The following is a 24,736-nucleotide window of genomic DNA, read 5'->3' on the forward strand; positions in this document are numbered from 1 at the left end:
CATGGATACTATTTTAAATTCATTTTTAAGTTTAGGGATGATCGACAACATTGATGGTAATGATGAACGTTATGCGAAAATAGAACAAGCTGCCACAAATTTGTCCGAATATTATCGAGAAGAACGAGAACAACTGATTCCAGCAATTTTATCTGGAATAAACCCTAATGTTTCATTAGATGAGCCTACTATAAAAAAAGCAAAAGAGCTTCTTCAGGATGAGTGGAAAGCTTTCTTGACAGCATATACTGATGAACCAATTAATTTATATAGATCTATTATTCTCGAAGCGTGCTCCCTAGTATCAGAAGAAGACAACAATGCAGCAATAATGTGGCTCACCGCTTGTGACGTTTTCCCTTTGTTAAGGTGTGGAAAAGAAGAAAATCTATTGCGAACCTTTTTGCAATCATTAGGGCGTACTGCTGAGCAGAATGCAATCGTTAGTGCGCCAGATTTGTCATTTAACAAAGCGAAAACAATTAAGCTAGGTGAGCTACCAACTCCTGTTGTTAATAAAAGAGATGTTGATAAAAATGATCTTCGCGAGCGTATAGGTGGGGCTGCTAATAATACTTATGTCGATAAGGATGGCCAACATGTTGCTGGTATAAACCCCAATAGATACGCCGCTCATCAGTACCCAGCCCAGTGGGCTGGCGATTTTGCTGCAAGAATGTCTGACATTATTACTTCGGAGCTTGCTTTAGTTGAGGAAAATTCAATTGCTAACAACAAATCAATGGAGAATCTTAACTTACTGAAGAAGTCCGTTGAAAAAGCGCTAAACGAGCAAAGGTTAGTCCTCCAAAGACAGCAAAATGCATTTTTAAATTATCAAAAGCAGGAGCAGACGAGGCTAAATGTTTTATGGTGGGCTGAAGCTCTCTATTCAACCTCTCAAAAAGAGGGCTATCGATCGTACCCTCCTGAAATAGCTTCAGTTTTAATGCCGTATGATTTGCTCGAAGAAATCCAGCTGCCGTCACCAGCTAGTGTTGCATTTACGTTAGCTGAGGCGGTAGGCAAGTTACCTGAATGCGGCCATAACAGTGACTATAGTTTTTGTGAAATTTTAACTGAAATCCGAAACAAACGTTCGCAGCTCGCCCCTTGTTGGTTAGAAGCACTTACTTCTAGATCAGATGAGAAAAGCTCAAATATAGGGGGGGTGGTTGTTCGAGCTTTAGTTGATGAGAATTGCGATTTGGATTCGTTGATGGAGAGTTCTTTTATCCCTCAAGAGTGGCGTTGTAGTTTGCCCGAACTATCAAGAGCAATCTTTAGGCAGGAACAAGCATACCGATTGGTCACGGAGGTGTAGGTATGATTCGGTGCTCAAATCCGAATTGCTTCGTACATGAAGGTGATACTTGCTGTATGGGGGAGCTCAATCATGAAGATTGTCCTTCTTGGAGCAGGAATATAAGAGTTGAAAAAATTGACCCAGAAAAAAATGAAAACGATATTGCTTTTCGGGTGCCTTGGTCATCTTCTGCTCTAGGAAGCTCAGATTTATCACGTCTATATCAACAAGGTCCGTCCATTTTTATTGGATTACTTGGCGCCCAAAACACAGGGAAAACGACTTTTCTAGCTGCGAATTATTTGCAATTACTGTCAGGTGAAAAGTACAACAATTTTGAGTTTTGTGGCTCTCAAACTCTTGGGGCATGGGAATCAATAGCATCATGGGCTCGAATTAACAATGAGAAGCAATTGCCATCATTTCCTCCTCATACTCCACGTGGGGTGGATCGAACGCCTGGTATTCTTCATCTCGTGTTACAAGATTCCAAAGATAAGCTTAAGAACATCTTTCTTACGGATGCTCCTGGTGAATGGTTTACAAGGTGGGCTATTGATGTCGACGCTATAGATGCAGAAGGAGCAAAATGGACAGCATCGCAGAGTGATGCATTCTTAATATTTGCTGATTGTGAAAGGCTTGCTGGAGAAGAGCGCAGTGTGGCAAGGAGAGAGCTGCGGACAATTATCGAACGCTTAGGTGAATCTGTCGGTTCCAGGCCAACAGTACTTGTTTGGGCAAAAAGTGACAAACAACCTACAGAGGGAATAAAAAAAGCAATTCAAAGGGCTTTAGAAAGCAATATTCCTCATGCCAAAGAGTTTGAAGTGACAGTGGAAGAGCCTGCTTCTTTTACAGTAGTGTTAGAATCAATCTTAAATGAGGCTTGGATACCTAGGTTTTGTGAGCCTATCGCGGAACCTATTCTAGGGAACACTTCATTTTTCGCTTTTAGGGGGCACCATGGAAAATACTGAAATACTGCTTCTTGGTGGTCCTAATAGTGGTAAGACACACTATGCAGGACAGCTCTATGGAAGACTGAAACGGCGGCCAGGTAAGTTGAAAATCAGAACTGGTGATGGTGCGTCAGTTAATTTAAGTGCTTTAGAAGATGTACTAACCCAGTTGGAAGACGGCAATGCAGCTGAGCACACTCACGCCGAACAGTACTCCGAAATACTATTCCCGTTAATTGATAGCAATCAGATAACAATTGATATGTACTGGCCTGATTACGGTGGCGAGCAATTATCTCAGGTTTTTAAGCTGCGAGAGATCTCTTCAGATTGGCGTAGTAGGTTACAAAGCACAGACGGGTGGTTAGTATTTATTCGCCTTAGTGGAGAGAAAACATACCCTGACGCTTTGTCAAAGCTAACTTCTATACCAACTAACACTCCAGGTGAAACTACAAGACCTGAAATTTGGGATGCTAACGTATATTGGATAGAACTTCTTCAGATGTTGTGTCACGTGGCAGGCTTAAATCTAAGCTCTAAGGAAAATAAGCCTCCGTTAGCAATCGTATTATCTTGTTTCGACGAAGTACTTGAAGAGGGTCAAGTGCCTTCAGAAGTCTTGAAAAGTAAATTACCGTTATTCTTTTCATTTATCCAAGCAACTTGGCCGAAAAAGATGACATCTATATGGGGGGTGTCTTCCTTGGGTAAAACTCTTCAACCAAATAGCAATGATGATGATTTCATCGATGAGGGCCCAGAATATCAGGGCTGGGTAATTGCTCCTGAGCAGAGTAACAAGGATTCTGACTTAACAGCTCCACTCTCTTGGATACTAGATAATATATGATGATGAAACCACTAAAAGCTATTTATGGTTGCAGGAACAATAGTCATGATTTGCTATTCTGGGAGGGAGATTCTCCCCTTCCTCCTGAGTTACTTGGTTTGACTGACAAACCAGGGGGATACGTTACCCCTAAAGAAAAATGGTGGCCAGCAATCAACTGTGGACCTGTTGGTAACTGGTGGGCGCTGTGGAGTATTGAGCCTGATTTAGGTGCGCCGCGCAGTGGTATGGTTAAAAGTACGGTTTTACTTTGGGAACTGGATAAGGTGCCTCAAGTGCACTGTCTAGAAGAATTTATTTATCAACTAGTTAACCATGATGAGTGCAAGCCGCCTTACTCCAGCTTGTTGCAAAGTGTCGCAAACGAACTGATTTGTACCGATAACATCCTAGCCATAGAAGCTGACGAAACCTTACCTTTATTAATCGCTCACCTATGGGAGAATTTGTGGGGAGAAGCACGAAAAGAATTTTCTGTTAGAAGCGCATTCACGCCTCCTCAAGCATTAGTACGTGCTAAGTTGCCTACATTTTACTATGTTCCCGCATCAGTTTTGAATCAATGGTATCTGCCTAATGTATCCTTAATTAATAGTACAACTACCACTGAAACCTCTCGAGCAGCTAACTACCTGATTAGTAGAACCAAAAATGATTCTATACTTCATCAACTACTGCTTAACTGTTCCGAGTTAACTGGTGATTTGAAAGTATTGAATAAGCTAGGAAGAGCAGCTGACAACATCGATCAGTTTAGTGCAAATTCTACTTTGACTAATGCTATCGTGGCACTTAGGACTTTAATCGCTTGCTCTCCTTCACCAGATAAAGCTACAGATATAAAAAACGAGCTCTTGAGTTCGATTAAGATGCTAATGGTGAGCAAAGGCGACGCTTCTGATATTTTGACTATGTGCAATTTATCAAGTGACGCCGTTCCTAAAGGAGCTATGCCGGAAGTGGAACTATCAACTTGGATAGAGCACAACTTAATAACTCTTAGTCATGAAGACCTTAACAAGTACTTTGAAAGAGCGTTGCCGGATAAATCAACGCAGTGGTGGTCACAGTCAGTAGTCAATGGGATCAGCACAATAGTTAATAAACCCGAAACCAGTGAACATATATTGTTCTGGCTTTCTATAGTCCACTTTCAAAAAACTTTCTTACGGCTATCTTCTGTGCGGCAAGATCTTGAGCAAATGTTGTTTGAGAGCGCAAAAACAAGTGATATGACAGCAGTTAGCTTAATGGCGCTAGAGCAATTTTCTATCTCTCAGGAATGGGCAAAGCTACACGCTTGGGCTGTTTTCAACCTATATGATGAAGAGCAAGTATACAATAAGCACTGCAACTCCATGCCCAATTGGACTGAAGGTGTACCATTCATAGTTCAAAGTTTGTCCCACAGGCATGCGATTAATCTACTCAGGGATAGTGCTTTCTCTCCATTCATTAATTTATTGGCTGAAAGATCCCTAAAAGAGCCAATTCTTCTCAACTATATTGACGTCGCAGAACCGAATGCGTTTCTAATGTGGCAAAAACAGTTAGATATAGGCGGACGATTTTATCCTCCAAACATAGAAACAGAGGCTTTTCTAGCAAAACTCTGTGATTGTCTTCAAACTAATATTTTACCTAGAGTTTTTGAGCAGATATCTCAGGAAATTTCGGAGTATCTATTATCAAATGAAAGTAGAAGTAAGGTTTGGTCTCAGCTCGACCCGACAAGAAGTAATATTCTAGCTAAAGATATGACTAAAAAAGTTGTGACAACCCCTCAGGCTTTACAGCACTTAAGTGACACAGAACCTTATTTTATCAATGAATTGAAAGCCCACATGACTGGCAATCATATCGAACCTGCTTTTCTTCTTTCATACTTATCACAATCGATTACTCATCGTGAAGATGATGTCTTGAACTGGGTTAAAAAAGCTCACTCGAAAAACTTCCACTCTCATGCTCATATGCTTGGGAATGTAATATTAGAAAAGCGTTGGAGCAAAGTTGCCAATTACTTGTACCAAAGTAGTTATGGTTGGCTACCGGACACACCATACTTCAAGCCTGCAGTAGAAGCTTGTTCAGGACTATTGAATGCGAGTAATAAGTTTTGGTTTTCATTCCATACCGGCACTTCAACCCAACCTCACCAAAATGAGATCATTAAGAAGTTTTCGGAAGTCAGTGCCGATCTCGCTTATGATAGGCTTGACTATATTTGGCAGAAGGCTGGCGGTAAACCAAGTAGATTAAAAAACTCTGGAACAGAGTTAGATAAATGGTTTTATGCCGCCAGCGAAGCAGAAAAAGGGGCCTTAAACCGAGGTTTAATAGACTTGTTAGACGTCTTAATAGAAGAGTACCCCCATAATAAACGATTACGTGAGATCCATTATATTGTTTCAAATAGATACTAATCAGGTAGTGTAAAAAATGTCAGCTAGAGAATACGGCACAGAACAAGCAGAGCACTTTAAGAAAAAAGCGGATCACAATAAAAAAGAATCACTTTGGTGTTTTAGAATTATCATGTTTGGCACTCTATCTGCCCCTCTTTTAGTCGGCTTAGGTGAGGGCGTATTGTACGCAAAAGTGTTACCATCAATCTTGTCGGCTGTAGCTGCATTTTGTACAGCATGGCTACAGTTACGTAAGCCTCAAGAGCTATGGTCAATTTACCGGAATGCACAGAGACAAATTGAAGTACAGATTACCCACTTTGATTTCAATGTGGCAGAGTACACTGGCTTAGATGAAAGCAAAGCAAGTGAACTGCTAGCGTTTACTGTTAGCAACTTGGTACTGGAAACCAACAGCCGATGGACAAAGCATGTTCCTAATCCATCTAACTTGAAGTTAGAGAGTAACTAGCATGAGGAACGGTTATTAGCTGACATTGTGTATTAGTGAAGTGAAGACTACCAGTTTCGTTTCTACAATATCTAACAGGTACTTCTATTTGAAACGACTCAAATACTTTGTTGAAGTTAAACCCCGCAACTGAATGCTCACCTTTTTGCATAACGATGCTTACTGTAGATATTAAGTTTGCTCAGGAAACTCAAGAGCACAAATACTGATTTTCTATAGAAGCAAGACTCAGAAAGGAGCAAAGTTAATTTACGAAACAGCTTGTTTCGCAATTGTGCAAGAACCTGTTGCACAATTAGGTTGGTAAAAGTCGTCCAGCAGCAAAAACTATTTTAATAGGCCTACCTCTTCCACATGCAGCACGTACAAGAGTCATTAACGGTGGCTCTTGTCGTTTCTGGGTTCCAGAACAAACTTCTGAAAGATAGGACTCAATGACCCTGCATAACTTCTTTTAATTCAAGCTCATAAGTGATATATATTAATAAATAGCCTATCGATTGCATATGTAAAAGTAATTCGTCCTTAAAGAGAATTTGGCGGACATCACTTTTCATCGAAGCCTAAAAGTACTGTACCGTTGCGTTTTTCTATAAGTGGTACAGCACTTCATTAACAGAACTCCACACGCAGTGAACAACATTAAGTACGGATATCCCAACGGCTTTGGGGGAAGAAACAATTTACAGCACCTGGATCGGACCAAGGAAATGAAACTGACAGGTTTCACTTTGTTTTGCTATCCACTCTTCAAGCTTTTCTACATTTATTCAGCAGATATGTTTAATCTCGTTTTTTAGCAACAGCTAGTTCTCTAACTAAATATTCACCCAGAACTTCCTCTACTTTCATGGGCGTAATCGATTCGACGTAATGAACTATGTCTGCTACCGCTAGTACGTTAAGCTCATATTTTTCTTTGAACTCATCTCTCTCTTGTTTATACCTCTCAGCTTTTTGGACATAGGCTTTCGATACTCTACCTTTTGAGAAGTTTTCATGCTCTTCATCAGTGAATTCACTGGTGTTGTGCTGACGTTGCTTTGCATCCTCAATCATTTTCTTGCGGTGAGGTGTACTTAAGGTGCTCAGACCACCCTTGATAATTCCTCTCGCTACGAGTCGGGCGTGCACAGTGGATGGTTGGATAGGGGACTTCTCCAAGCCTTCTCGAATCATCATCAGCAATTCATTTTGGATGTACTGGTCGAGTTCTTTTCCCGCTAAGCGTTTCTCTCTCATTGTTGATTACTACCTTTTTTCAGCGCCATCACGCTCTATTCGTTTTTGTTCAATGTAGAAAAGGTCTGCCAAGGTCTTTGGAGTTTTCCCTACGAGGTCTTGTTCTCTTATGGTCTTTACAAGGTGAGCAAGAGGATTTTGTGGTTTGTCACTTAAAAGGGAAACTAATTCTGACTCTTCTAGCGATTTGAGAGCTTTATTCTTCAGCGCCTCATAAAGCAATAATGATTGCTCTTGCTCATCAAGAGCTAGTTGAAAGGCTGGGTTGGTCGAGGTTAATTCTCTTAGTGTTTCTACTTCTTTTTGTTTGCGTTCTAATCTAAAGACAATCTCTTCTGCTTCTCCCATTCGGCCAGAAAGCTCGAAATACCCACAAGGTACACCTTCCTGGCATCGCATTGCGAAAGGGCAGCACCAGTTAACTAAATGTCTAGTGCATACCCCAAAGACAAGCGGGTAAATTCGAGCTTGACGTTGAAGTAGGCGTTTAGCTTCCAGCTCTTGCTTGTTATTGATGAGCTTATCGTGCGCTTCTTTTAGTTCAGGTATGAAGCTTTTTGACATCGAGTCACTAACAAACCTCACCATCTCTTCACTGGTTGCACCATATGTTTGCATAGCTCGCTTTATATTGGTCTCAGTTGATAAGTCTTTTGAGATAATTATATTCGCAGTGCTTTTGATGGCTTCAATACCCGTATGAGTGCGATTGGATTTTGCGTATGCAGCCATTCGCTGAGTTACTTCTGACTTATCCTTATCTTGAACGGTTAATGAGTGCTCAACTGGCGTGTATAAACACGATATTTGAACATCTTTAGTAAATACATCTTTCTTGGTATTAAAGGTCTTCTCTAGTGAGACCATAGCCATAGCTGATGTTCTATATTCAAGGGATTCGACCCCATGCTGATAATGTTTGTTCTGTGTGAGATCTACTCGACCCATCAAGATCGCTTGTAAGTGATCTGTTACGCCAGCAATTGCCAAAAAAGTATTTATGTTGTGGCGAGGGGTGTGCTTAGGGACTCGTATCTCTGAGCCATCGTCTTCAGTCATTCCAAAGGAAGAGAAAATGGATTTACCTCCAGATACGTTGCCGAGCCACTTTCTGAGGTCTATTTCCTGTAACGGGAGGATTACTGACAAATGACGGAAGTCATTAACTTGATTTCCATTACCATAGGGAGCCAAGAATAGTAATTCTTCGTAGTTAATGTTCCAGAATGTACCATTGTCGTTATAGGTATGTACCCCTCGGTGTCCTTGTTCGAAGTTGGTGGTCTTTGAATATTGAGCGGTGATGTAGTCATTTATCTGAGCTTTTGTGTAAAAGTAGTGTTTGAGTTGTTTATGTACCTCGTGAACTCTAGGGCTACATCCAGTGAGGGATTTGATTGATGTCTGAATACTTCTAACGATCGCTCCTCTAGCGCCGCCACTCCCAGCAACAACATGATCAACTAGCTCTCTGGATTCTACTTCATCTCTCGACATATTACGGATAGCAGCAGGCAGGAGATGTGTGAAATCTGACTCTCGATAGTGAATTAACTGTGTGCGTTGTTTGTTTGTTAGTTCCGTGACCCTCTTAACTATCATTTCGACAATAGGATAGGTTGAAGGGGCTAACCAGTGTATGCGTTTGCCAGCGACCTTTGCTCCGATATAGTCGATGCCTAGATAATAACTAGGGAAACCCATATCCTTGGCATATCGCAGTTTATCGGGCTCGGTTATTTCTCGCCTGACAAGACAATTAACTTTCAAGTTCTGCAACTCTTGGAATCGAAAACCTGTAATTAGTAACAAAAGCAAGCCTGATAACAACACGTTATCTTCATCATTCTTGGTTAGATGAATCAGCTCAATAACTGACATGAACGCCTTAATCGAAATTAAGTGTTCATCGTCGGTTTTCAGAGGATCTAGCTCAGCTATATCAACTGACTTATTTCGGTGAGGGTGTAGGTTTTGTATGTTGAGAGTTATTAAAGTTAGCGATTTTGCATTCAGCACTCTCGCTAGTGCGACTGCTTTGTCAGCATAATCACTAACAGTAATTGGCGATGCCGCCTTAGCGTGGGTGTCCATTGCAGCGTGAATAATGTCTGACGTCAAATACATAGGGTGTGATTGCCCCTTAGCTTTAACAAGCTCAACGTACCAACGCTTCATGACCAATAACTCTTGACGAAAAACAGATCCCGATGGAGTGCGTTTGCCGTTCATGCGCAGTGTCTCAACCAACATTGCTTTCATGAAGTATTGATATATGGGGGTGATGTCCATATTTTCGACACCCCTCACTTGGTCGGTGTTGCTAAAGAGTAACCTTCCCCTAGCTGCACCCTTAAGCCACGCGTAGCCTGTTTGACCAAAGTCCCAACCCTCAGACTCCCATAAAAACACATCCTCAACGCCGGCTTCCTGTGCCTTTATACGGAATACATTACAGTTTTCGCTTATATAGGTATCAACATTCTTGCTTACATTAAGCATATTACTTTCTCACATCTCGATGATGTTCTATTCGAGTTATTACATTAGCAACATTGGTTTGGCGACGAATTAAATCATTGCCAAGAGGGTGGCTTTGAAGGTTGGTGTCTACAGATAGTTTTATCAATTCGTCCACTTCTCGACCAAATGCGTCGTAAACTTCCTTATGTTGGCCGTCCAGGAATGGGTGGAAGTACAGACACCCATAACAAGCTCGCCCTTGGCTGAATGGGCAAATCAGTTCTTCATAGTTGCACCCACCAGTGTGCGTGTGTAGGGTGCCTCCAATTGAACCAGCTACTCTACGCCCATTCCAATTTTTACTATGAACAAGATTCCCTGTTAGTATCAAAGCCATCATGTTCTTGAATACAGGGTTTCGACCTAGGACTTGTTCTCGAATATCAGCTATATCAGGCGTCACAGCAATATAGCGAGAAGCTACCCTCGTATTACTGTGTCCTAAAATATAAGCAATGTCAGTGGCACTAGCGCCGCTCATTGCCATTGAGTGCCCGACATTATGCCTAAAGAGAATAGGTGTATAGCGAGGAAGCTCTAGCAGACCTTCGTTAACTGCGTCTTTGGTTTCTTGAGGCGAAAAACGAAAGAGCATTTTATCGATAGATGCAATCGCTGCTTTTGATGTTGATTTCGACTTTGGAAATAAAGCTTGATCAGGATTAATATTAGCCAATCGTATATAGAATTTGATTAGCTTTCCTAATTCATCGGGTATTGCAACCAATACCGGATCTGGGTTTTTTCTTGATTTTTTTGATAACGGGATCAGGATCGAAAATCGATTGCCTGTTTTATTTTGGGTATCCAAACTCAAATCGCTGGCATAAAGTTTTGCAAGTTGTGCAGGTCTAGCTCCAGTGTAATAAGTCAGGCCAAGAGTAACGCAATCACGGAGTGTATCGACGCTAATTTGGGTCTTGATTCTGCTTAGGTGCGCTTTGATTTCGGCTTTACTTTTCAAGCTAGGTGTCAACTTGGATGCCCAGCGAACAATACCAGCCTGAATCATCGAGCACACTTCTACTGGAATCACGTTATCAAGATTTTGATAAACCCCGAAGCTATCAGTGAAAGGACGAGGGATAAAAAGCAGTTGCTCTTCAAGATCTTGTTTTGAATCATCCGTACTTTTAAAGAATTCAGCACGATCTAGCGCCCTTAAAGCATATAGAATATGATAAAAGTCCTTATTATCTGAAGCGTTAGGCTTATTATTTCGAGTGGCTAGATGCTCAAGGTGCGCTAGAAAAGAGGCTTTAGTGAATTGCTCACAACCCTTGAAATAATGAGCTAGGGAGAGACATAACTTAGGTACATTCGTCGCGCAATTCTCCCAGAGATAACAAAGGGCTACGAACTTTATTAAGCTTAATTTGAAATTATCAAGCTCAGAGAAGGCCGGGGAACTTTTAAACCGAATGTAACGCTCTTCACCTGAAAAGTAGTAACGCCAATCGTCGTCCAAAGTTATGGTTTTATCATCGGTTCTTTCAGCATGCTTGAGGAACACAAGCTTTGGTAGATCAATCTCGCTGATCCATGTTAGTTGCTCCGCAGAAAACGCAGCGTCACTGACTGCATGAGGGCTTACAAAATCAAGGGTTACTACATTAGAAGAACTCATCGTAATCTCCAAAGTTGTTGTCGTCATCGATAGCACCTACATTGCTCGTACTCGATAGATCGCCTTTAGTTGAAGTTGATGGTGTTTGGGAGCGTTTTGTTACCATATTCGTTCTCTTAATATTGCTTTCATTTGCTACTTTTTCAATGAATCGGTTAGCGTACTTCATTGGCATTGTACTAGTGAGAGTCCACCCACCGAGGGCTCTCAACTTGTCAACAGCAACGTCTAGTAACCCCTTCATTCTTGACCGAATCCCATACTCTCGCTTCAATTCTAACTCTTCAATAAATAGCTCGTTATAGATGAACTCGAGCGTTATATAAGCCCACGTATGCCTTCCTACATGGGGGGTGATTTGGGGCATGAATTCGATATTCACCTCTGGCATCGCCCTGAAATGCGGATGTTCTTTTATGAACGCACTATCAATTTTTCGATAGTAAGTGTTGACGGCATCGTAGGATAGGGGAGCTAATTCACCACGTACCCCAATGAAAAGAAAGCCATAGTCAAGTGTCTCGGGCTTTGCTTTAAATAGCGCAGCTCTCTTTTCACAGTAGATAGTAAGCATCGTGTAGTCACTAGGCTCTAATTGGATTTTTCGTTGGGAGTTCTTGGTTTTTATTGAAGGAGGATTTCTTCTAGGGTCATTGAAACCATCGGGTAGGTTCTGGACAAGAAGGATATAAGAGCGTTCTCCGTTTGGGTCTGGGATGGTTGGGCCGAAGGATCTCAGTGAGAGCAGCAAACACTCACCGATTCTAAGTCCATACTGAAACATTAGCCTATGAATGAGGTAATTTCGGAATTGCTCAAACTGACTTGAAAAAGGGTTTTGAGGGTTTGTAACGGCAGGATGAATCTCGCCAGTGTCTGAGTCTACAAACTCTTCTGTAGATGGTACAAGCATGTTATCCAACAACAGTGCTTGTTGCTCGGTTAGACTCTTGTATCGTGTTGTCGAAGAATTAGAGTCTACGTCCAGTGCAGAGTATTCCTTTATAATGTGCTTGATTTTCTTATCTATTTCACGATGCATTATAGAGGCATCCAGTGGAGAGCAGTCTTGATAATCCATACACGTATATCTGTCATTCAGGAACTTGAAGTAACGCGTAACCACATGAACATAAGCCACATACGCTTCTTTTACTGAAGCGGATGAAGAAAGAGGACTTACGGAAATGTATGAAGAAGAGCCATCGATATGTTGTTTTGATAGAAGATATTCAAAGAAGTAATCTACTTCTTTCAGGAATGGTTCAATATAGTACTTGGCATCTATGAAGGCACCGTCAAAGGTACAGCCATGCTTTCTTTCATAGAACTCGTAGAAGAAGCGCAGTGCTTTAAGGGAGTTGGATTGAGTTCCAAGTGCTTTCTTTGTGAGCCGACTAATCGTATAAATCGTTAAGAATAGTGATGGCAGCGTCGTGACATCATCAACAACCAGTTTTAGGTGCTGTCCGTTACGCTTTGTGTGGGCAATGCTATAACTCATATTCGCTCAAAAATCCTTTTGGTCAACTTCTGTGAACATATTCGCTAAACGACATAGTACCTAGGTTAAACCTCGTTTCTAATAATCAATTAATCATCGCAAGATGATCAACTGATTATTAGGTACTTTATGGTAAATCTGAATACTGTTAAATACGCCTTCTTATGAACTTACCAGAAAACCTTGAACATCGACTCATAAACTCAGTGTAGACATAAAACATTTAATTGTAAGCATTGAGGGGTGGGACATAAGTTATTGATTAGTGGTTGTTCGTGAACCTAGGAAGTAACCATCAATATTTAACATAATATACATAATGCGCACTGAGAGTGTAAGCGCAAAGTTGTAATGTCACTATTTATCAAAGTTAAAATGTCTCTTTAGCACCAGCTCACTAAACTTGGTTCACAGCCCTTAGCTAAGGACATTGAGATGCTAGTGACTATGAGTGCTTCTGACCGTCGAATTCGCAGAGCCGATGCTGCGGATATTTTGAGTTTAAGTGTCCGGCAAGTTCAACGACTCATGAACCGCCTTCGTAAATCTGGTGCAGCTGGACTCGTACATCAATCTCGAGGTAAACCAAGCAACAATCGCTATCCGAATGACTACCGTAAAACAATTCTAAAATTAGTTCGCACCCATTACGTAGATTTCTCACCAACATTAGCTAGAGAAAAACTCTACGAGTTACACAACCTTCCAATATCAAATGAAACTCTCCGCCAATGGATGATCGCCGATGGCCTTTGGGTTCCGCACTCCAAGCGAAAACCTCGAATCTATCAACCTCGTTATCGCCGAGACTGCTTAGGTGAATTGATCCAAATTGATGGCTCTCACCATGATTGGTTTGAAGGACGCTCTGACAAATGAACGATTTAAATCTTATCCAATAGCACCTTTAAATATGTTCGCATGTGGACATTGTTCATTAAAGGTCTTTGCTTGATAAATGACGTTTTAGATGCATACAGGCTTATCGTTACTATGACAGTATAGCTAGCCTTCCCGGTTATGTGGACATCAGTTGTATGCAAATAAGTCAAACCAAACGAGCTAAGTCATTCTGCTTGAGCGCAAAAATAGTATAGGTTGCATATACCTGTGATACATTATTGATGTCTTAAAAATTGGTGTATATGGATACTTTTAAATGATATTTGATGAGATCGACTTAACCGGCTTATCTAACAACGAACTGAAAGATGCTGCGATCGCTATGAAAACACGTGTGGAATCTCGTAGGCAGTACTACAATCAGGTTCGTAATTGCATTTTCGAAAGGGAAAAATGGAGCGAATATAATATTGCTTATAACGAGTTTGAAAAAAATTTCTATCCTAACTGGAATAACCAGTGGGGTCAGTTACAAACAAATAACCATTTAAATAGTTATGAAGCGTATTTTGAGCGATTAAATGAAGCTAGCGCCAAGGTCGAAGCAGTCCTAGATAAAATAAATCCAACCTCAGAATTACTCTTAACTACAGAAAGTTTAAGGGATAAGCTATTAGACAGCGTTCGTTCAGAAGTTAATGACCTTAAAGATATGGTCAAAACTGAAATCGAGTCAGGAATAAAAGATCTTATAGGTCTTAAAGCTGAATTAAGGCTCTCTGGAAACTTTGCTGATTCCATCGAGAAGGAACTTTCAGCTAGTGAAACTTATAAGTCTAGATTTATGTGTGGCTTTATCGGTTCTTTAATTTTGATACCTTTATTTTGGCTAGGAATTGCCTACATCAACTCTTTGCTCTCCCTTTCTACGGTTGATGTTAACGTGTTAAGGTTAGGTGTTTCCATCCCCCTTTTCATTCTTTCTTACTTCCTCTTCAACCAATATAAGCTTTATCAAATGATGTCTGTACGCTATACGCATCTCAAAGGCTTTGTTGGTGGTGGTGCTAGTTTCATTTCTACTTTAGTAGATTCAGAAGATAAAGCAGTCAAACTAGAAACGAACAAGGCACTTGCTGAACTATTTATGCGTAACGATGAAGTTTTCGGATTGGTTAAGAAAAATGACCACCCTGCAGATTCGTCAATTGAGAAAATGACAAAATTAGTTGCTGCAATCCATAAATCTAAATAGGCTCCAGTTGCAGCCTAACATTACTTTAATGTATTTCGGCCAATTTTGTTATAGCGTAATACTAGTCCGTTTCTTGTATTAAAAGCCCGAAAAGTTCGGGCTCTTTTATGGCTTTATTTTTGTGATCTAAAAGCATGAAAGTTACGACGTCACTCATTTCAGCACTTCTTTAACCGGCGCTAGCTGCCAATCGTTATATGCATATGACCTTGCACTCGCCATGTAGCGCAAATTCAGGTTTCTACTCTTTAATAAGATCTCTACAAATAGATCGTTTTCACTGCGGTTAATTGGTTCAAAGGCCAAGACTGAATCGTGACACGTACGGGAAAATTCAAGTGGCGTTCCGTTCGCGAGAATGCTGACGTTGGCTTTATCAGTGAAATATTCATTTTGACCACACTCTACACCCGCCAAAGACAACTTAAGCTGTTTGCCACTCAAGACGCTCAATGTTGGTAGCGCGATAGATTCAGCCAATACAGCTTGAGTTTGAGCAGATACCGAGATTGGTGCAGCTAAACTTAAGGCTGCGAGTGCGAGTGTTTTGCACTTATTAATAACCATGTCTATTCCTAACCCTGGATTATGAAAACGAATAATCAATAGGTTAGCACATCAATCCCACCATGTTCAGGTGGCACTTCTTAGTTTTGAAGATTTTCTAATTACACGTCTGTTAAACGATTCAGTTAGTGAACACTTTTGTTACGCCATAACCACGCAGAGTATTACACTGGCTGACAGTAAGCGCTTACACCGGAAACTTACAGGTATGTAATTAAATTACAAATCGGTTTTTAAAGGTGTTGTGCTAAGTGTTTTGTGCTTTTGTAAGTTATTGATAACTAGTGCTTTGGTCGTAATTGTTGGTTTATTTGATCGGACTTTCAGTTTTATTACAAATGGATATTTTGTTGGTTGTGAGAGGTGTTAGGAAGGTAGCGGTTGGAGTGTGTCACCTAAGAGCGATATTTTGTTCTGTTATAGTGCGCATTAAAATTTAGGCATAAAAAAAGAGCAGTGCCCTGCTCTTTTTAATGATGTGTGGTCAGTTATTGTTTTGCAGCTTCTGCCCTAATCTGCTCAGCAACAACTTTGATTGCTTGGGCTGTACTCATGCCCTCTGCCATGAGCTGTTGAATGCGCTCTACGGCTTTCTGTTGTTCTTCGTGTGATAGTGGCGGTAAATCGTCAAACATAAAAAAGGCTCCTAACATTTAGGAGCCGACTATATTACGAATTGTACGATTAGGCTAGTATCACCTACCCCGTTGCTTAGTAACTGGTTAAGAAGTTTACGTAAGCACCCATAGAGTTTTCATTGGTGTAGCTCGCACCGATATCTAGTTGGAACAGATTTAACGGAGATAAACCAATACCTGCCGTCACGGTATCGTCGAGATCATCATAAGCTAGGTTACGTTTCCAACCGGCGCGCAGCTTTAACTGACGCATAATATCAATTTCACCACCGACGCGAAGCATTTGAGTGTTGTCATCAAAGTTAGTGTAACGCTCTTCTTCATTAAGATCGTAATCAACACTTATAGTTGCGTAGTCTGCAACTAGGCCAACACCGACTGTATAAAGTGGACGCATTTGGTATGCATAAGATACAGGATCAAATGTCCGGCTTTGTGAACCATCGATACTTGATGTAACAGTTGAACCCGCAAGCTCTATGGTTTGGATATCACGAGAGATAAGGTTTGTTGCAGAAAAGCCAACGCGTAACGGCCCATGGAACCATAAGAAACCCGCGTCCATATTAAACATGGTTTCGCCAGTGCCATTATCGCGTACGTCTTTAATGTCGTAATTGTTTAGGTTCGCTGAGTAAACGTAGGTATAGATACGTTGGATCTTAGGCGTAATACCGAACGAAATGTGTTGGCCAAGGAATGTTTGGTATTTTGCTAGTGAAATACCTACTTCAGTTACCCCTACACCTACAGCGTTGACCGCACTTAACTCAGCATTGATTGCTGGGTTTAAAGCCGGATCAATGCCGCTGTTAGCGCCATCATAAATATCAGTTTGTGCGAACGATTCTGCGTAGGCTTTACCAAAGACGTTTGCAGCAACATAGCGGTTCGGAATAGCAAACGCGACAACGCCACCGAATTCAAGCTTAGCGATATCACCATTTAGGGCATCTAGAGTACTTTCGAGCTCAGAGATATTTGAATAGTCCCCACCAATAGCTTGATCAATTAGGCCAGCAGCCTTATCGAGATCATCAACCATCATATGCTCATCGCTATATGATAAACCGAAGCTTGGTGTGATCATGCCAACATCGTCGTTACGACGGTAAATAGCAGTCAGTGCTGGGTTATAAAAAGGAGCGGTCAGAAAGTTTGCTGAAACAACGCCAACACCACCCATCGCATCGCCACGGGCTTCAATTGCATAGTTTGCTGCAGACGCGGATGAAGCAGCAAACATAATAGACAACGATAAGAGCTTTAATTTATTTTCCATATCGGTATAAACTTTTTCTATTCCATGTGTTTATATCGACATATTGTGAATTAACTTGAGCTATTCATCCACTGAAACATCATACGTTTTACTGATTATTTGTGATTGCTCTACAATAATTGGCCCTTGCCAGCGTTGATGTTTCATTGATACAGCAAGAACGTATCGTCCTGGCTCAATTGGCACGTTACCTAATGCGGTCGGATAGTCGGAGTCGTAGCTCTCTCCCCACACTTGGCTATAAGTCCCATCCACATAGTCATAAACGGCCGTTTCTAACTTAGGTAATGGACAGTGTCGATTGAGTAATGCGTTCTTTTCGACTTTCCACTGCGCTTTTGAGTTCCAGCGTACAGACACTTTTGCCTTTGGCTCACCAAGTAATAGCCATGAGCTCCATGATGTTTCATCAGCAGCAGTAATGTCGATACGGTAGAGCCCCATTTTAACGCGACTGTTTAAGTTGTAGCGTTTGACGTAACGAGTGAATTTACCGTCGTCTTCGTTTGGCGTTTCGGTAACCGTCGTATCAGTGGAGAGTACTTTTGATACCCAGCGGGTTAATGAAATCTCTTTCAGCTCTTTGCTTGAACCAACTTCAACGATCGCGCGGTAAGAGTCTCTGCCTGGGCTTTGAATTTCTGTGCGACGAACCAAAACGGTATTGATCCAATCTGGGAGAGATTTGTTGTCTAGTCCTTTTCCGCAGTCCACTTCAAGAGATTGCAAAAAGAGATCGTTTAAGTGTGGAACAATGCTTTCGTTCTTCTCAAGCTGCCAAACTTCGACTAATGAGCTGAACATACCAGGCAAGTCGCCATCAAGCAGATGCTTGTGCGCTTGTATTAAAGGTGAGTTACTTTCAAACCAAGGTATTTGCGCGGCTGAAAGAGGTGCACTTAATACCAGTGCACCGATTAATGTTGCTGTTCTAACCATTAAGCTTTCATTTTGTAGCCAACGCCACGAAGCGTTTCAATCTCGAGGCCAGGCAACTTCTGACGCAGCTGTAGTACGTGAGTATCTACAGTACGTGTTGTTGGGAAGTGGTTGTAGCCCCAAACGTGGTCAAGTAGCTCGTCACGTGTGAATACTCGACCAAGGTTGCTTGCTAGGAATAGCAGCAGATCGAACTCAGTACGCGTTAGCGTGATCGCTTCGTCTTTGTACTGAACTTCACGAGTTGCTTTATCAATAACTAGGTGTTCAGTGATTACTTTACTGTCATCAGCGGAATCACCTTCTGGCGCGCGAAGCTGTGCACGAATACGAGCAAATAGTTCTGCTTCAGCAAAAGGTTTAGTTAGGTAATCATTCGCACCAGCGTCTAAGCCCATAACTTTATCTTTAACGGTAACTAAAGCCGTTAATAGAATGACAGGCACTTCTTTGATGTTCTTCCATTCAGGTAAGTGTGTCACTGAATCACCATCAGGTAACTGACGGTCAAGAATCACTAAGTCTGCCTTGTCCCAGTACTGAGCAACATCAGCGATGGTTTCTGAGTGGAAGCATTCGTATCCCGCTTGCTCCAAACTTACTAGAAGTCCATCAGCTAAGTTTTTGTCGTCTTCAACAAGAAGCAGTGTCTGTTTCACAGGGTATCTCCAAAATAAACGTTGTCGGCGGACCAACTAATGACATTTTACCGCCCATTCGTCCGACCATTGATTCAACGATGGTTAAGCCTAAGCCAAGGCCGCTTTTACTTACAAAAGGTTTTCTGAGCTGACGCCAATCTTTTGAAGACAGCTCACCTTGGTCAATCACTTTAACCGTAATCTTTTGCTTAGATGTGGTGACATCAAGCACCACAGGCGCAACGCCGTACTTAACAGCGTTACGTATTAAATTGTCTATACACGTACCTAACCAATATACATTAAGTTTGGCCGCGATATCTTCATTGATAACGAATTCGATATTACTATTAAATTCTTCTTCAATTTTAAACTCAAGCCACTCTTTAACCGATGGAACCCAGTCAGTTGCTAGCGGCTTATTGTCTGATTGTAAGTAGTCTTTACTCGCTTCAGCTAATTGCCTTAAGCGTCTAGAGTCTTCACATAAACGTCGGAACTCATCATAAACCGTTTCAGGTAGCTGCTCAAACTCACGTCTAAAGCCTTCTACTGTTAACGACAAGCTCGCAATTGGTGTTCGAAGCTCATGCGTAAGAATCTGCAAGATGAGCATGCGACTTTTCATCTCTTGTCGCTTGGTGTTCCAACGGTACACTGACCAACCAAGCACCAACAAAATGTTAGCGATAACAAGAGCGACCATGCTCATGCGTAGTAGATCGGAATGATCTTTAGCATCCCAACAAAGGTTGCCTCGACGCACGAAACAGCTGCTCGACTCCTCACGAAGAGTAAATGACAGCCCTGCCGTTTCGACATTTCGTCTCCAGATATACTCTGGGAATATTAAATAGTTATCGCTTTGTCTCAACCAAAGCTCATTACGTTCAATGAACATGCTTGACCCAGAAATCAGCGCAATGATGGCGTCTTCATCCATGCGTTGTAAACGCCCTAGTAACGTAGAATCTGGCGCTAATGAACGTTCTTTAATATGCATGTATTGCAGAAGTTCATCTTTTCTATCTGGATAAACGTCAACATAGCGACTCGCATAAGTCCCCCCGCCTGGGTGTATTAATGCACTACGCGTGAACCATTTGTTTGTTAGTCTATTACCCTTACACATTGCACGTGTGTATACCAGCGGTTCTGTAATCAGCGGGCTTAGGGGTAATTTACCAGTACAGTTCTTGGCGAGTTGATAAAGCCTCTGGATATCTTTCAAAGGATACGCAGAAGTCTGAGGCAACATGGACTCAGGGGTCAGTAGGCGCGTCGGGTAATCTGTTTGTAGACTGCGAATATCATAAGATGCAGTCGCTTTTTCTTGATCAAAAAGATCGACGAATTGGTCAATACGCTCGGGTAATGACTCTGAGTATGCGTTACCACTTAGCAGTACCAACGAAATTGACAGTGTTTTAATCGTCGTTTTAATCAATGTAAAAATTCAATAAATCAGTGAGTTAGATTTAGAGTAAAACATTATCGCAAAAAGATAAAACTGAAATGTGATATCAATGTCAGAAATAATGCGGACAAATGAAAAGAAGCCAGCTGTTATAGCTGGCTTCTTAGTTAGGAAGGTTGCGTTATAGCGCTTTAGAAATCGCGTCTACGCTCTCTTTCGCATCGCCGAAGAGCATATGCGTGTTCTCTTTAAAGAACAGCGGGTTTTGAACGCCAGCGTAGCCAGTATTCATTGAACGCTTAAACACGATTACGTTTTTCGCATTCCAAACTTCAAGCACCGGCATACCTGCGATTGGGCTGTTTGGATCTTCAAGCGCCGCTGGGTTTACCGTGTCGTTTGCACCGATAACAAGAACCGTATCTGTTTCGCCAAAGTCATCATTGATTTCGTCCATTTCTAGTACGATATCGTAAGGGACTTTTGCTTCAGCAAGTAGTACGTTCATGTGACCAGGTAGACGGCCCGCAACTGGGTGGATACCAAAGCGAACGTCAATGCCTTGTGCGCGCAGCTTCTCTGTAATTTCATGCACTGGGTACTGAGCTTGCGCTACCGCCATGCCGTATCCAGGAGTGATGATTACAGATTTTGAGTCTTTCAGCATATCAGCAACATCTTCAGCGAACGTTTCGCGGTGCTCGCCATGCTCTACGTCATCAGAAATAATCACTTCTTGACCAAAGCCACCTGCGATTACACTAACGAACGAGCGGTTCATCGCCTTACACATGATGTAAGACAGAATCGCACCAGAAGAACCTACTAAGGCACCTGTTACGATCAGTAGGTCGTTTGCTAGCATGAAACCTGCTGCCGCCGCTGCCCAACCAGAGTATGAGTTAAGCATTGAAACAACCACCGGCATATCCGCACCACCGATTGAAGCAACCAAGTGGTAGCCAAATGCAAAGGCGATAAGCGTCATTACGATAAGCGCGAACATGCTACCGTCAGCTTTTACGAAGTAGATCATAAGCAGCGTTGAAACGACGATAGCCGCAAGGTTCAGCTTGTGTTTGTGAGGTAGGTTTAGTGGGGATGATGAAATCACGCCACGTAGCTTACCAAACGCAACAACAGAACCTGTAAATGTTACCGCACCAATGAATACGCCTAGGAATACTTCCACTAAGTGAATCACGTGTGCCGCGTGCGCTTCTTGAGGGTTCAAAGAAGCAATGACGGGGGCGTCAATGTAGCTGTTGTAACCAACAAGTACCGCTGCCATACCAACGAAGCTGTGCAGAATTGCCACAAGTTCTGGCATTTCTGTCATTTCAACTTTCTTAGCGTAATGGATACCGATACCACCACCGATCACCATAGCGATGATGATCCAAACAAGACCTTCTGACTCTGGGCCAAAGATCGTTGCGATCAACGCGATAGACATACCAGCAATACCGTAGTAGTTCCCCGATCTTGCTGACTCTTGCTTAGACAATCCTGCCAAGCTCAAAATAAAGAATAATGCAGCAACAATATAAGCTGCTTGTACTAATCCTGCAGACATTCCCTGTTACTCCTTAGTCTTTACGGAACATTTCAAGCATACGCTTGGTTACGGTGAAACCACCGAAAATGTTGATACTTGCTATAAGCACGGCGATGAAAGATAAGAATGAGACGACCCCATTCCCTTGTCCTATTTGCAGTAATGCACCTACGACGATGATGCCTGAGATAGCGTTCGTTACCGACATTAGAGGTGTATGCAATGCATGCGTTACGTTCCAAACAACGTAGTAGCCAACTACACACGCAAGTACGAATACGGTGAAGTGAGATAAGAACGCAGCAGGAGCAACAGACGCTACCCAACCGAAAGCACTTAGGCCGATGGCAAGAGCAGCTAGCTTCTTAACTGGAGAAACTGGCTCTTCAACTTTTGGCTCAGGTTTAACTGGTTGCGCTGCAGGTTTTTGCTCTGGTTGAGCTGATACTTGGATCGGCGGTGCTGGCCAAGTAACCTCACCTTCTTTAACGACTGTTACGCCACGTAGAACGACATCTTCAAAGTCGATGTTGATGTTGCCATCTTTTTCTTTGCTGAGAAGTTTTAACAGGTTAACAATGTTGGTTGCGTAAAGCTGAGAAGATTGCGTCGGTAAGCGACCAACCATGTCGGTGTAACCCACAATCTTAACGCCGTTAGCTGTCGTGATAACTTGGTCTGCGACTGTGTATTCACAGTTACCACCATTGGCAGCTGCAAGGTCAACAATCACGCTGCCCGCTTTCATGCTATCTACCATCTCTTTGGTAATTAGCTTAGGAGCAGGTCGGCCTGGAATAAGTGCGGTAGTGATGATGATATCAACATCTTCTGCTTGCTGCGCGTATAGCTCAGCCGCTTTTTTGTTGAATTCATCAGACATCTCTTTCGCGTAGCCGTCACCAGAGCCAGAATCTTCGTTGAAGTCGACTTCTAGGAATTCTGCACCCATTGACTGAACTTGCTCTTTTACTTCAGGGCGTACGTCGAATGCGCGAACAATTGCACCTAAACTACCTGCTGCACCAATTGCAGCAAGACCAGCAACACCAGCACCAGCAACGAGTACTTTCGCTGGTGGCACTTTACCTGCAGCCGTAATTTGACCTGTAAAGAATCGACCGAACTCATGAGCCGCTTCAACGACTGCACGGTAACCAGCAATGTTCGCCATCGACGATAATGCATCTAGAGCTTGTGCACGCGAAATACGCGGCACAGCGTCCATCGCCATGACGTTAATGTTCTTGCTAGAAAGCTGCTCCATTAACTCTGGGTTTTGGGCTGGCCAGATGAAGCTGATAAGACTCGCACCTTCTTTAAGCAGAGCAATCTCGTTGCTCTCTTCAGAATACAAAGGTGCATTCACTTTTAAGATAAGATCGGATTGCCAGACTTCTTCAGTCGTAACAATCTTTGCCCCTGACGCTTCAAATGCTGAGTTGTCGAAACTCGCTAGTTCCCCAGCTCCTGTTTCGACGACAACGTCGAAGCCTAGTTTTAATAACTGCTCAACCGATTTTGGCGACGCAGCCACTCGCGTTTCTCCGGCGAGTATTTCTTTTGGCACACCAATTTGCATTAGCTATTCCTTGACTATTCGCAACAATGATTGTTCTGTTTTTATCCAACGGTTAGAGATACTTCAAGCATTTTGTAAGAAAAACACAAAATATCATTACATATAACCATTGGTAATGAGCCTGCATGCTGTTTAATTAGTTTTTCAACAACGAATTACATAAGTTGTAAGAGGTCTAACCAGGAGCAATAATTCACCATAAAAACAAAGAATTACGTTCATTACATAAACAAAAGAGCCATCAGCATAACGACTAATGGCTCTTAAATTTATGATGTTTATCAAATTGGTACGGATCTATTGAAAAATATTGTCACCCATTTGATCAACGAACATTTGCGCTTTTTTGAGCATAAACTCATTTGCATCGCTTTCACTGGGAAGTACGTCTGAACGAATAAAGCGATGTGTTTTTGTTTCATCACCAAATTGTTTTGTAATGCGCCCTGCGATTCGATACTGCCCGCCTTCCGACAGAGCTTCTTGATAGATTAGATAGCCTTTGTATTCCACCGGCTCAACTTCAACTTTCGGTTGCTCTTTCGAGCCCCCAAACAAGCGTGAAAACAGTCCCACTAACGACTCCTCGAATTTACTTTTCTTTCTTCAAGATTGGTTTTTCAAACCATTCTAGCTCAATGTCATCATCAAATCTTTGTTTACTAAAGATAACGGGAACTTCGTCCTTACGGTGCTTGCGGCGATCATCGACTATCATGCCTACAGCAGCGTCTACGGCTACCTGAGAATAAGTTTTCAACGTAACTAAGCGTTCTTCAGGTAACGCGGATAGAAAATCGATATCATGCCGTATATACACTGGGCGAAGTTGGCTGAGTGCTAGACAAGCGAGATCGGCAAGTTGCTCATGATCGAAGTGATCGACAAATTCCGGCTTAGCGAGTACTTGCCCTACGAGAGTTTCCATATAGTTATGCACATCTACACTTATTTGCATATGGCTTAGCTCCTTCTAAGATAATGCGCTGATTATACAGTATGGCTAAAACGTTCAATTGATACTATAGGTTGCACACTCTATCATCAACTTTTGTCCGCAATTTATCCATGCCCGCACTTTTCATAGATAAGTTTAGTAAAAAGCTTGGAAATTCAT

At 42.0% G+C, this 24,736-nt stretch carries 20 protein-coding genes and 1 pseudogene; 7 read left to right on the forward strand and 14 right to left on the reverse strand.

The features are described 5' to 3' along the window. Position 1: 1 nt before the first annotated feature. Genes ACHUFZ_RS05290 through ACHUFZ_RS05310 form a run of 5 tightly spaced genes read left to right on the forward strand, consistent with a single transcriptional unit; the run spans position 2 to position 6,001 of the window. Positions 2-1,324 (forward strand): GTPase-associated system all-helical protein GASH, encoded by a 1,323-nt coding sequence (locus ACHUFZ_RS05290; protein ID WP_394126212.1) that lies wholly within the window; start codon positions 2-4, stop codon positions 1,322-1,324. A 56-nt stretch (positions 1,325-1,380) separates the two neighbouring features. Next, on the forward strand, positions 1,381-2,286 hold the full coding sequence (locus tag ACHUFZ_RS05295) for a TRAFAC clade GTPase domain-containing protein (RefSeq protein WP_394126213.1): 906 nt from the start codon (positions 1,381-1,383) through the stop codon (positions 2,284-2,286). Then, the gene (locus ACHUFZ_RS05300) at positions 2,273-3,121 is read left to right on the forward strand and encodes a TRAFAC clade GTPase domain-containing protein (RefSeq protein WP_394126214.1); all 849 of its coding nucleotides are present in this window, start codon (positions 2,273-2,275) and stop codon (positions 3,119-3,121) included. The genes ACHUFZ_RS05295 and ACHUFZ_RS05300 overlap by 14 nt, the downstream gene beginning before the upstream one ends. After that, a complete protein-coding gene (locus tag ACHUFZ_RS05305) occupies positions 3,118-5,547 on the forward strand; it encodes a GAP1-N1 domain-containing protein (RefSeq protein WP_394126215.1) in 2,430 nt (809 codons plus the stop codon). The genes ACHUFZ_RS05300 and ACHUFZ_RS05305 overlap by 4 nt, the downstream gene beginning before the upstream one ends. 16 nt (positions 5,548-5,563) lie before the next feature. After that, complete coding sequence (locus tag ACHUFZ_RS05310) at positions 5,564-6,001, forward strand: DUF4231 domain-containing protein (protein WP_394126216.1); 438 nt, start codon at positions 5,564-5,566, stop codon at positions 5,999-6,001. A gap of 783 nt (positions 6,002-6,784) precedes the next feature. Here ACHUFZ_RS05310 and ACHUFZ_RS05315 read toward each other — a convergent pair. The 4 genes from ACHUFZ_RS05315 to ACHUFZ_RS05330 are packed head-to-tail and all read right to left on the reverse strand — an operon-like array spanning position 6,785 to position 12,897. Beyond that, the gene (locus tag ACHUFZ_RS05315; RefSeq protein WP_394126217.1) at positions 6,785-7,243 is read right to left on the reverse strand and encodes a hypothetical protein; all 459 of its coding nucleotides are present in this window, start codon (positions 7,241-7,243) and stop codon (positions 6,785-6,787) included. 9 nt (positions 7,244-7,252) lie between these two features. Next, complete coding sequence (locus ACHUFZ_RS05320; protein WP_394126218.1) at positions 7,253-9,745, reverse strand: hypothetical protein; 2,493 nt, start codon at positions 9,743-9,745, stop codon at positions 7,253-7,255. 1 nt (position 9,746) lies between these two features. Next, on the reverse strand, positions 9,747-11,420 hold the full coding sequence (locus tag ACHUFZ_RS05325; protein ID WP_394126219.1) for a tyrosine-type recombinase/integrase: 1,674 nt from the start codon (positions 11,418-11,420) through the stop codon (positions 9,747-9,749). Next, complete coding sequence (locus ACHUFZ_RS05330; RefSeq protein ID WP_394126220.1) at positions 11,380-12,897, reverse strand: site-specific integrase; 1,518 nt, start codon at positions 12,895-12,897, stop codon at positions 11,380-11,382. Before ACHUFZ_RS05330 ends, ACHUFZ_RS05325 begins: the two co-directional genes overlap by 41 nt. A 435-nt stretch (positions 12,898-13,332) precedes the next feature. Here ACHUFZ_RS05330 and ACHUFZ_RS05335 point away from each other — a divergent pair. Both ACHUFZ_RS05335 and ACHUFZ_RS05340 read left to right on the forward strand, forming a co-directional pair. Continuing rightward, positions 13,333-13,773 (forward strand): annotated as a pseudogene (locus tag ACHUFZ_RS05335) (helix-turn-helix domain-containing protein); the annotation flags it as partial. Positions 13,774-14,056: 283 nt separating this feature from the next. Next, a complete protein-coding gene (locus ACHUFZ_RS05340; RefSeq protein ID WP_394126221.1) occupies positions 14,057-14,995 on the forward strand; it encodes a hypothetical protein in 939 nt (312 codons plus the stop codon). A 153-nt stretch (positions 14,996-15,148) separates the two neighbouring features. Here the strand turns inward: ACHUFZ_RS05340 and ACHUFZ_RS05345 are convergent, their stop codons facing one another. From ACHUFZ_RS05345 to ACHUFZ_RS05390, 10 genes are all read right to left on the reverse strand, one after another. Further along, positions 15,149-15,562, reverse strand: a complete 414-nt coding sequence (locus ACHUFZ_RS05345; protein ID WP_394126222.1) for a hypothetical protein — start codon at positions 15,560-15,562, stop codon at positions 15,149-15,151. A gap of 488 nt (positions 15,563-16,050) precedes the next feature. Then, a complete protein-coding gene (locus ACHUFZ_RS05350) occupies positions 16,051-16,197 on the reverse strand; it encodes a YoaH family protein (RefSeq protein WP_134834698.1) in 147 nt (48 codons plus the stop codon). A 76-nt stretch (positions 16,198-16,273) separates the two neighbouring features. Continuing rightward, entirely contained in the window at positions 16,274-17,482 is a 1,209-nt protein-coding gene (locus ACHUFZ_RS05355) for a conjugal transfer protein TraF (protein WP_394126223.1), read from the reverse strand. Between the two features lie 60 nt (positions 17,483-17,542). Further along, entirely contained in the window at positions 17,543-18,421 is an 879-nt protein-coding gene (locus ACHUFZ_RS05360; RefSeq protein WP_394126224.1) for a DUF2861 family protein, read from the reverse strand. After that, on the reverse strand, positions 18,421-19,080 hold the full coding sequence (vxrB, locus tag ACHUFZ_RS05365; RefSeq protein WP_394126225.1) for a response regulator transcription factor VxrB: 660 nt from the start codon (positions 19,078-19,080) through the stop codon (positions 18,421-18,423). The genes ACHUFZ_RS05360 and vxrB overlap by 1 nt, the downstream gene beginning before the upstream one ends. Continuing rightward, on the reverse strand, positions 19,055-20,518 hold the full coding sequence (vxrA, locus tag ACHUFZ_RS05370; protein WP_394126370.1) for a sensor histidine kinase VxrA: 1,464 nt from the start codon (positions 20,516-20,518) through the stop codon (positions 19,055-19,057). Before vxrA ends, vxrB begins: the two co-directional genes overlap by 26 nt. Positions 20,519-20,660: 142 nt before the next feature. Continuing rightward, the gene (pntB, locus tag ACHUFZ_RS05375; protein WP_394126226.1) at positions 20,661-22,055 is read right to left on the reverse strand and encodes a Re/Si-specific NAD(P)(+) transhydrogenase subunit beta; all 1,395 of its coding nucleotides are present in this window, start codon (positions 22,053-22,055) and stop codon (positions 20,661-20,663) included. A gap of 13 nt (positions 22,056-22,068) precedes the next feature. Next, entirely contained in the window at positions 22,069-23,619 is a 1,551-nt protein-coding gene (pntA, locus tag ACHUFZ_RS05380; protein WP_394126227.1) for a Re/Si-specific NAD(P)(+) transhydrogenase subunit alpha, read from the reverse strand. A gap of 297 nt (positions 23,620-23,916) precedes the next feature. Further along, positions 23,917-24,195, reverse strand: a complete 279-nt coding sequence (locus ACHUFZ_RS05385; RefSeq protein WP_134834704.1) for an HlyU family transcriptional regulator — start codon at positions 24,193-24,195, stop codon at positions 23,917-23,919. Positions 24,196-24,211: 16 nt separating this feature from the next. Continuing rightward, positions 24,212-24,577, reverse strand: a complete 366-nt coding sequence (locus ACHUFZ_RS05390; RefSeq protein ID WP_394126228.1) for a late competence development ComFB family protein — start codon at positions 24,575-24,577, stop codon at positions 24,212-24,214. Positions 24,578-24,736 lie beyond the last annotated feature (159 nt).

This window comes from Vibrio hepatarius, from assembly GCF_043642085.1.
GTDB classification, from domain to species: domain Bacteria; phylum Pseudomonadota; class Gammaproteobacteria; order Enterobacterales; family Vibrionaceae; genus Vibrio; species Vibrio hepatarius_C.